At 39.8% G+C, this 10,454-nt stretch carries 3 protein-coding genes; all 3 read right to left on the minus strand.

Annotation, left to right across the window (positions count from 1 at the left end):
* Window positions 1–42: 42 nt before the first annotated feature.
* Window positions 43–9,024: a YDG domain-containing protein gene (locus tag DEU42_RS17025; protein WP_114759539.1), complete on the minus strand. Its 8,982-nt coding sequence runs from the start codon at window positions 9,022–9,024 to the stop codon at window positions 43–45.
* Between the two features lie 206 nt (window positions 9,025–9,230).
* A complete protein-coding gene (locus tag DEU42_RS17030; protein WP_114759540.1) occupies window positions 9,231–10,259 on the minus strand; it encodes an endonuclease in 1,029 nt (342 codons plus the stop codon).
* A gap of 24 nt (window positions 10,260–10,283) precedes the next feature.
* Entirely contained in the window at window positions 10,284–10,445 is a 162-nt protein-coding gene (locus DEU42_RS17785; RefSeq protein WP_410501026.1) for a T9SS type B sorting domain-containing protein, read from the minus strand.
* Between the last annotated feature and the right edge of the window lie 9 nt (window positions 10,446–10,454).

Here is a 10,454-nt window from a genome sequence, read left to right on the forward strand (position 1 = left end):
GCCAATTGGCAGCCTGTACTGGATAGAAACTATTTAAACAAACTATTTTTTTCTCACTATTCTTACTGTTTTCTCAACATCTTCAAAGTTTAATTTCAGGATATAAACTCCCGACTCTAAATTTGACATGTCAATAATTGCATTTTGAGTATCCATTTGTTTGTCAATAACCAATTGACCGGTTAATGAGAATACTTTTACCGCTGTAAGATATTCTTCTGAAGTTATCTGAAGTCTGTCTGTAACAGGGTTAGGGAAATAACTAAAGCTGAACTTAGTCACATCATCACGTCCAAGTGTTAGTGTTACGGTTACTGCAAGAACAGAATTACTTTCACATCCATCTATTGTCTGAGTTGCGAAGTATGTTGTTTCAGATGTCAGAACGGTAGTTTCAGGTAAAGCGTTTTCGCCTGCAAGCGCAGCAGCTTCTGTAGCATACCATTTTATGTTTTGTCCCTCTGCAACAAGATCAGCAACTGTATGTTCTTCTTCAGTAAATATTTGTTCTGTATTACCCACAGGTGCATCTGTAGAATGTATTGTAACAACCACTTCTTTAAGCTGACTTTCGCATCCGTTTATGGTTTGCGATACGAAATAACTAGCTGCAGTCATTACCGTGTTTTCGCTAAGAGGGGTTTCAGCAGTTAGTGATTCATAAATACTTAGGTTTTCACCGGTAATAGTTGCTGTAAGTTCAGCAATTGTTGCTCCCTCACAGAATATTTGATCTTCAGCAATAGGCAATGCAGTAACATTAATAGTAACAGGAACTAGAGCTCTGGCACTTTCACAGCCATTAATAGTTTGTGAAACATAATAGTTGCCATTAGCAAGCGGGATGTTTTCTGTTATTTCTGTATTTCCGCTATCAGTAGTATACCATTTCAGATTTGTACCTGTTGCTGTTAGATCAGCAGTATTTGCTATCTGGCAGAATGTTAATGGCATCACTTCAGGAAGCGCTGTTACATTTATGGTAACTTCTATCTCTGTTCTCTCACTTTCTACGCCATTTACGGTTTGCGTTACGAAATAGCTACCTGTAGAAAGCTCATTATTTAATGATAGTTCAATACCGCCTGTTGCAATATCATACCATTTTAAATCTGTACCTTCAGCTGTAAGATCTGCAACCGTTGCAGCATTACAGAATTCAAGATCCGTTGCAACCGGTGCCGGTGGAGTAGGGATCTCTATTGTAATTGTTACAATCACTTCCGTTCTGCTACTTTCACAACCATTAATTGTTTGTGATACAAAGTAGCTTCCTGATGCAAGCGGTGTTGTATCTGCTAGTTCCGAGCCTCCTGTTGAGGTAGCATACCATTTTAGATTAGTACCTGAAGCTGTCAGGTCTGCTACTATCGCTTCGTTTACAAAGCTAAGAGATGTAGCTGTAGGGGCAGGAGTAACATTTAGTGTTACTGCTACCTGAGTTCTTGTACTCTCACAGTTGTTTAGCGTTTGCGATACGAAATAGTTACCTGTAGCCACTGCTTCTGTAGAAGTAAGCTCAGTACCACCATTTGCAGCGGCATACCATTTCAGGTTTGTACCTGTAGCGGTAAGTTCAGCTACTGTTGCAGCATTACAGAAAGTAAGTGCTGTTGCTGTAGGGGCAGGAGTAACATTTAGTGTTACTGCTACCTGAGTTCTTGTACTCTCACAATTATTTAGCGTTTGCGATACGAAGTAGTTACCTGTAGCCACTGCTTCTGTAAAAGCAAGCTCATTACCACCGTTAGCAGCGGCATACCATTTCAGGTCTGTACCAGTAGCGGTAAGTTGTGCTACCGTTGCAGCATTACAGAAGGTAAGTGCTGTTGCTGTAGGGGCAGGAGTAACATTTAGTGTTACTGCTACCTGAGTTCTTGTACTCTCACAGTTGTTTAGTGTTTGCGACACAAAGTAGTTACCTGTAGTTATCGCTTCTGTAGAAGCAAGCTCAGTACCACCATTAGCAGCCGCATACCATTTCAGGTTTGTACCAGTAGCGGTAAGTTGTGCTACCGTTGCAGCATTACAGAAGGTAAGTGCTGTTGCTGTAGGGGCAGGAGTAACATTTACAGTTACTGCTACCTGAGTTCTTGTACTCTCACAGTTGTTAAGTGTTTGAGACACAAAGTAGTTACCAGTTGTAACCGCTTCTGTAGAAGCAAGCTCAGTACCACCATTTGCAGTCGCATACCATTTCAGGTTAGTACCAGTAGCGGTAAGTTGTGCTACCGTTGCAGCATTACAGAAGGTAAGTGCTGTTGCTGTAGGAGCAGGAGTAACATTTACAGTTACTGCTACCTGAGTTCTTGTACTCTCACAGTTGTTAAGTGTTTGCGACACAAAGTAGTTACCTGTTGTAACTGGTTCTGTTGAAGCAAGCTCAGCACCACCATTTGCAGTCGCATACCATTTCAGATTTGTACCAGTAGCGGTAAGTTGTGCTACCGTTGCAGCATTACAGAAGGAAAGTGCTGTTGCTGTAGGGGCAGGAGTAACATTTAGTGTTACTGCTACCTGAGTTCTTGTACTCTCACAGTTGTTTAGTGTTTGCGACACAAAGTAGTTACCTGTAGTTATCGCTTCTGTAGAAGCAAGCTCAGTACCACCATTAGCAGCCGCATACCATTTCAGGTTTGTACCAGTAGCGGTAAGTTGTGCTACTGTTGCAGCATTACAGAAGGTAAGTGCTGTTGCTGTAGGAGCAGGAGTAACATTTACAGTTACTGCTACCTGAGTTCTTGTACTCTCACAGTTGTTAAGTGTTTGCGACACAAAGTAGTTACCTGTTGTAACTGGTTCTGTTGAAGCAAGCTCAGCACCACCATTTGCAGTCGCATACCATTTCAGATTTGTACCAGTAGCGGTAAGTTGTGCTACCGTTGCAGCATTACAGAAGGAAAGTGCTGTTGCTGTAGGGGCAGTGGTAGTGTTAATTACGATATCGTTACCACTGTCATTAATACTGGTAGTTAGTACCAATCCACTTGACAGATGAACTATGCGGACTCTATAATTACCTGCCACAAGTGTAGGTGGAAGGGTAGCCTGTATTGGGCTTGTATTTGATGAAGTACTTATTATGTTTGAGAAATCATTAGGGAAAGTTCCTGTTGCATCAGAATGCTGAACATAGAAGCTTCCTGAGCTAAAAGTACCTTGAACTGTATAAGCTATATCTACAATATTTTCGGTTCCTGAACAGTATGGACCATAAGCAACATTTGTAGTGTTTATTGCCGGAGCAGGATCTACAATAGCTGTAAGAGGTACTTGTATAGTGCCATTTCCTCCTGAAATGGTAAGAGTTCCATTATATGTACCTTGTGTCTGACCGGCGGCAAATCGTACAAATATTTGTGGATTAGTCTGGTTTACAGCTGCACCGGTATAGGTAAAGCTTCCGGTAGTACCGTAAGATCCTATACCCATAGCTAATTCAAAGCCTGCGGATGTTGTAAGTGTAATATCACCTGAAGCAGGAAGTAAATTTATAGCATTTAGTGAAGTAAGCTGGGTTGCAGCCGATGGTCCTTGCCCCTGTACCGCAGTAAATGATATTGAAGCAGGTGTTGCTGTTATTTGAGGTGCAGGTAATACTGTTAGTGCCCTTGTAATACTTACAGCATTGTAAGTTGTATCACCTGTGTTTGATGCAGTTATATTAACTGTACCTACTCCCGTAATTGTAATTGTTCCATCCTGTGTTATTGTAGCTACTGATGTATCAGAACTTGAGTAGTTTACTCCTAACGGAGCAGAGTTGCTCACATTGATGCTGAATGGTGCATCATTATCAAATTTATTAGGTATCGGATCCGGGCTGAATGTAAGGAACTGGTCTAATTTATTTATTGTATATGCCAGCACTTTACTATCGGTACCATAATATCCTGTAGCCTTAAGATTGATGTTGTATACACCTGCAGGTGTAGTACCGTCAAAAGTTATAAGACCATTATTATCTATTGTTGCTCCCGTTGGTAAATTTGTTGCGCTTAAAGCGATAACCGGTGTACCCGAAGCAGTAATTTGGTATATTTCAGAATCTCCTACAAAAGAGTTTGCTGCTAAAGTACTTGTTATTTGTGGAGCTACAGGTGCAGCCGAAAGTGATCCGTAAACTGCAAGTCCGTAATCCGTTGAAGAAGGAGAGTTAAAGCCCCATCCTCCCGTTGTTGTTTGTCCACTGGCGTAGAATCTGAATTTTATCAGTGTATTTGGTTGTACATTTTGTAATGCTGTCACTCCCGAAAGGTCAACATTAATGCTCATAGCATCACCGGCTGCATTCATTATTGTCATGCTTGGAGAACCTATAAGTGTAAAGTTGGTTCCGTCAATACTGTAGGCAAATTGGTTAGAAACACCAGGAGAAGCTCCGAAACTAACTGTTCCGTCAAGAATTGCAGAAATACTGCTAAGGTTCAATTGATATGTCTCATTTGACGATATTGAGAATTCAAAATAGTCGTTATTGGTAACTGCTATTCCTTCATTTTTAAAACCAACAGTCCTGAAAGAGTTTGAAGCTGTAGAAGAAACAGCATTTGATCCTCTGGTTAATGTTTTAGAAGAATCCAGGTTGGTATTTGAAATATCTGCATTGGATGTTGCAGGGCTGCTCTCACCTGTAAAGTTCCATCCTAAAAGCATTGATGGTGTAACCGCTGCAGGATTAATAACTAACCATCCGTCGTTTAAAATAAATGAATAATTATCAGCCGAACCTCCGGTAATATTAATTGCATAAGCACCTACCGGTGATCCTGCAACAGCATTTGTCGTTAATGTAGGGCTAACAAATCCTGAAGCTGTTGCAGCTGTCTGTCCTCCTGCAAATCCTGAATAACTTACAGTAAGAGCTGGGTTTGCCGCTCCCTGTGCTTTGGCTTTGTTATCAGCTGTAACTGTAAGTGTTTTTTTTATTATTTCTCCTGAAAGTCCCGGAGTTGGTTGCGTTAAGGTATAGTTTGCTGCAGATGAACCTGAAAGGCTTAATGTTACAGCTATACCCGTTCCAACATTTGCAGAAGCATAAACACCGGTTGTGTTTACATTATCACCTGCAATTACACCGTTTAATGTAGCACCGTTAATAACAGCACCATTAGTTGTGGCATCATATGTTTTTTGCGCTACAGTCGCAGCTGAAGTATCTACAGTTAACGCAAGTGGCGTAATTGAAGCCTGGAAAGTTTGAGATGCAATGGTGTAGTTTGCAGCATCGATTCCCTGTAAAGTAAAGTTTGCTGTAACGTTTTTATTGTTTCCTGCACCACTGTTAGCAAAAGTACCCGATACAGTTGTTGCAGTTAATGCAACATCGTCTCCCACGATAATTCCGGAAGCAACAAGTTGAGCATTGTTTACAGTTGCATTGGTAGTTTGGTCATAAGTTTTATCAAGAGCTGTAGCAGTAACATTAAGTTGTTTGGCAGTGATATTAGCTGTAAGCCCTAATGGCTCTGTAAGTGTATAGTTTGTGGCATCTGTTCCTGAAAGTGTGTTTGACGAGGTAACAGTAATGCCGTTTGCAACATTTTCGGAGGCAAAAGTACCAGTACCACTAAATGTTACTGTTTCTGTTCCTATAATACCTGAAAGTGTACCTGTAATAACAGCTGTTGTGTTTCCGTCATAAACTTTATTTTGAGCGGCTGCATTTGTTATTGTAAGGGCTTTAGGTAAAATATTTCCTGTAAGCGTAGCAGGCTGGATAAGCAGGTAATTTGTTGCAGCTGTTCCGCTTAAACTAAGATTGTTTACTGTTATACCCGTACCCGGAGTTGCCTGTACAAAATTACCTCCTGTCAGGGTTACTAATGTTTCATCTCCGGAAACAACACCTGTCAATGTTGGAGTAACCAGAGTAGCAGTTGTTGTATTATTGTATGTTTTATCGGCTACGGTAGTTGCAGTGGTGTTAACCGTTAGGTCTTTAGCAGTAATAGACGCTGTTAGTCCTGTAGGTTGAGTAAGTGTATAATTTGCTGCATCTGTACCTATTAATGTAAGGTTTGCCGTTATAGGTTTTGCAGTACCTACATTAAAATTATTGAAAGTACCATTTCCTGTAACAGTAACATCATCACCTGATACAAGACCATTAATCTGAGAAACAGTAATGTTAGCATCAGTCGTTCTGTCATATATTTTATCTGTAGCTGTAGCATTAACAGTTAATGCCAAAGATGTAATGTTTGCTGTCAGTCCTGTAGGTTGTGTTAATGTGTAGTTTGTAGCATCTGCTCCCGATAGGGTAGCGCTGGAAGTAACCGCTATACCGGTTCCAACATTTTCAGAAGCAAATGTACCTGTACCATTTAACGTAACAGTATCTCCGCCTAATATTCCTGTAAGTGTTCCTGTTATAGTTGCTGAAGTAGTAGCATCATAAGCTTTATTTGCAACTGTTGGAGTTGCAAGTGTTAGCGTTGCAGGAAGAATGTTTCCGGTTACAGTAGGTTGTGTTAGCGTATATTTAAAGGTATCAGTACCTGTTATAGAATACTGCGCTGTAACAGGAATATTGTTTCCGGCATCATCAGTTGTAAATGTTGCTGCTGATACTAAGTTTACATTATCACTATTAATAACACCTGATAAAATTCCGTTAGCCACTGCTGTTGTGGTTTTGTCATAGGTCTTATCAGTTATCGTAGCATTAGAAACCGTAAGTGTTTTCGGTGTTACAGTTAACTGTTGTTGTACGGCAGGAGCAGGATTGTAACTGCTGTCGCCTGATTGATTGGCTGTAATTACAGTAGTTCCCGGATTGAGAATTGTTACTGTATTTCCATTTATTGTAGCTACTGAAGTATCAGAACTCGTATAAGTAACATTTAAACCTGAATCGGCTGTAGCCGAAAGGTTAAAATCAGCATCACCATAAGTAACATTAGCAAGGGAATTGAATGTTATGGTTTGATCCTGAAGAGCAATACTTGTTATATTAGCCGTAAGTCCCTGTGGCTGTTCTAAAGTATAATTAGCTATAGAGGTTCCTGTAAGGCTGTAACCTGTTACCACTACTGGAATCGCAGCTCCTGTATTAGGGTCGCTAAATGTAGCAGTTGCTCCCGTAGTATCTAAAGTTACATCATCAGGAGTTACAATACCATTCAGTACAGGTGTACCGGTAATTGTAGCCGATGCGTTACCATCATAGGTCTTGTTGTTTATTTGTATTCCGCTAATGGTTAATTGCTTTGCTGTAATGTCTGCAGCAATTCCACTTGGCTGAGTAAGAATATATTTGCTTGCCGATGTACCTGTAAGTTGGTAACTTATAGTTAGGGGTTTCGAAGTTCCAACTGAAGAATTATTGAATGAAGCAGTATAGCTTCCTAATGCAACGTCATCAGATCCTACTATTTCAGAAGCAGTAACTGATGCTCCACTAACTGTTCCATCTGTATTTCCGTCATACGTTTTATCATTTGCAGTAATACCAGTTATAGTAATAGGTTTTGCAGTTACGGTCAATGTCCTTACTACATCTGTAGCAGCATCATAATTAACGTTTCCTGCCTGAGATGCTGTTATGTTTGTAGTTCCGTTAGCTACAATAGTTACTATATTTCCTGAAATTGTAGCAACTGAAGTATTAGAGCTTACATAAGTTATCGTTTCACCCGAAGCACCACCGGTTGCAGTTAATGTAAAATCGCTATCGCCATAGGTTTTTGTAATATCGGAAAATGTTATTGATTGTCCTGCTTTGGCTACTGTCAAAGTACGAGTAAGGCTACTAGCATTATAGTTGTCGTTACCTGCCTGAGAGGCTGTAATAGTTGTTGTTCCTGCCCCAACTATAGTAACAGTATTTCCTGTTATAGTTGCAACATTGTTATCCGAGCTTGTATATGTTAAGGGTTGGCCAGAAGCGCCTCCGGTAGCTGTAAGGCTAAAATCGGCATCTCCGTATGTTTTAGTAATGTCGTTAAAATTACTTATAGTTTGGTTTGCCTTGTTTACTGTTAACGTACGCACCACATCAGTAGCAGCGTTATAGTTTGTATTTCCTGCCTGTGATGCCGTAATATTTGCCGTTCCGGCTCCAACTATAGTAACAGTACTGCCAACTATAGTAGCAACCGCAGGATTTGAACTTACGTAGGTTATCGGTTCGCCAGACGAACCGCCTGTTGCGGTAAGATTAAAATCGGCGTCACCATAATTTTTCGTGATATTTGAAAATGTAATTGTCTGATCGGCTTTGTTTACCGTTAATGATACATTATGAGTATCAGTACCCTGGCTATTAGTTGCTGAAACTATTATGTCATATACTCCTACAGGAGTATTAGCTGCAACATTTATCTGATTGTTTGTAGTATTTAGAGTTAGCCCTGAAGGAAGACTTCCTGAAGGATTTAGAGTAGCAGATACAGTAGGAGCAGGGGAACCTGTTAAGGTATAACTGTAATTTCCTGCCGTACCGTATGTAAATGTTTGAGTAGCATTTCCTCCTAAATCAGGTGCAGATGGGCCCGAGACAGTAACGATTATGTTAAGTGTTTTCATGTGGGAATACCCCGTACCGGCAACACCATTACTGGTACCTCGTACAATATTTATTGTAGCTGAATTTCCGGATGTTACTGTTTGGCTTGCAGCCGGAACGTTTATATTAGGTACTGTTGTTCCACCGCTACAGCTGCTTGTTGAAGTGAAATTGACAAGTTTCGTTCCGTTTATAATAGATGAACCATTTATAAACTGGAAGTTGAAATCGTTTTTACCGGAACCACTTCTAACTGCTACTCCCGAAATAGAAGTCACTGTAAAGCTATATCCCGGCTGAGCAGTTAATATCATCTGGATATTAGCATTTTGATTGCTTGGACTTGTAACACAAGTATTAACACCATTATAATTAATGTCAATACCTGTTACAGTATTTTCTACTACGTTAATCCCTCTGTTAATTGTATAAGTTTGGGACCATGCAGTGACAGCCGTCAGAAAGAAGAGTAAAATAAAAAATTTCCGTAAGGTTTGTTGTTGTTTTAATTTCACGTGTGTAATTTTTGATTAGTAATTGTTTTTGTGTGTGTTGATTTTCAGTGGGATACAAAAATGACGCTCACATGTTAATTAGGGGTGTTGTTTCTATCAACTGTCTGTTAGAAATATGTTATCCATATTAAAAAAAGTAACCCTGTGTGTAAACACAGGGTTAGATGTTAATGAAAACTATTAAAAAAAACTACCTAAATTCTTTGCTATTGCTTGATAACCCTAAAGGTTTTGCCCGAGTATTCATTACTTATTTTTATAAAATACAATCCGGCTGCATAATTTGTCAGGTCGATGCTGTTTTGGGTTAGTTCAGATTTTATAAGTTGTCCTACATTATTGTAGACAGTATAACTTTTTGCTTCCTGTACATTGTTTATATATACTATTCCGGTGGTTAGGGTAGGATAGAGGGTTATGTTTTCGGCAACAAAATCTTCATTGCTTAGCAGTCCCCATTTATCTTCAGCTTCGGGTCCGTTCCATATACGTGTTGCCAGATAAGGATTGTCAATAAACGGATTTCGATTTCCCTGCATATTTTGCAAAACAGTATTTCTATTCATTTCATATTGACTAACAGGATCTTCTTCATTCCATTCCAAAAATATATTTGGCATATCTGCACTAAAAGTAGCACTGCCGGAGCCTACAATTACTGCCTGACACTGTGTTGGATATCTTAAGTACATATACATCATCATTCTGGCTACATCTCCTTTCCATTCGTCACCAGGATAAAAATAACCTCCGGTTATTACAGCTGCATTGCCTGAACCATCAGCAAAACGGTTGTTTCCTCTGTCGTTATTCATGTCTGAGTCAATAGCTCTTAAATGATGAGCATCTGCCCCAGGACCTACATATTCCAGATTTGGAGTACCAAGAGAGCGTGGAAACACATGTTCTCTTACCCAAAGCCCATCGCAACTGGTAGTATGACAGCTTAGGTTTTTATTTCTTGTTCTGTCATTATCATTGTTGGAATCAGTATCATTATAACCATAGATCAGAAAAACATTGTTTGCGTTATCAGGATCCAGGTCAGATTGTTTTAGAGCATCCCATACCTCAGGGGTATATGTCAGTTCATTTGTATGTGTTGTTGTTATTAATGTCGAAAGCTGGTTTTTCAAAGTATTGCCTGTCTGGCTAAAGTCAATGGTATTATAGTAAGCAGGTATTTGCGCCAGGCAGTAAACAGGAAATAAAAGAGCAATTAAAAATTTATTCATTATGTATTTATTGAGTATATATTCTTATCTCTTCAGTGAGAAATGCGATTTGAATTCACGTATCACGGTTGTTGTTCCGTCATATTCAGGGTAGGTTACCGTAAACCAGTAGTCGGTTGCCGGTACCTGTACACCGTTGAAGGTACCATCCCATCCCTCACTGTCAGGGCTGATCTGTTTGATCAGTTTGCCGTA

Origin of the sequence: Flavobacterium sp. AG291, from assembly GCF_003350375.1 — a bacterium.
GTDB classification, from domain to species: Bacteria; Bacteroidota; Bacteroidia; order Flavobacteriales; family Flavobacteriaceae; genus Flavobacterium; species Flavobacterium suzhouense.

What these genes read in the sequence shown, in the direction of transcription:
- DEU42_RS17030 (WP_114759540.1), bottom strand. Translation starts at nt 10,259, where the DNA reads ATGAATAAATTTTTAATTGCTCTTTTATTTCCTGTTTACTGCCTGGCG.